1 pseudogene is annotated in these 292 nt (G+C 75.7%); it reads left to right on the forward strand.

What is annotated here, in order from left to right:
- Positions 1-292, forward strand: a pseudogene (locus Q7A36_RS41305) (hybrid sensor histidine kinase/response regulator); the annotation flags it as partial.

Consider the following 292-nt stretch of genomic DNA (forward strand, 5'->3'; position numbering starts at 1 on the left):
AGCGCACTCGGCCGAGAACGTGCTGGACGCCATCCGCAAGGACCGGCTGGCCGTTGGGGCTGAGGTGGTGACGGCGATCCTGGGCGCGATCGACGTGCTCAAGGCGATCGTCGACCATCTGGGTGCCACCGGCTCGGAGGGCGAGGGCGACGACGAGGCGCTGATCGCCCGGCTCGATGCCCTGCACGAGGGCGCGGTCACGGGCTCGGCCCCGGCCGCCGCGCCGGCGCCGGTCGTGCCGCTGCCGGCCGCGCCGCCGGTTGCCCTGTCCGAGACGGAGGCGGCGCTGGCA

Source organism: Paracraurococcus lichenis (assembly GCF_030657435.1).
GTDB classification, from domain to species: Bacteria; Pseudomonadota; Alphaproteobacteria; order Acetobacterales; family Acetobacteraceae; genus Paracraurococcus; species Paracraurococcus lichenis.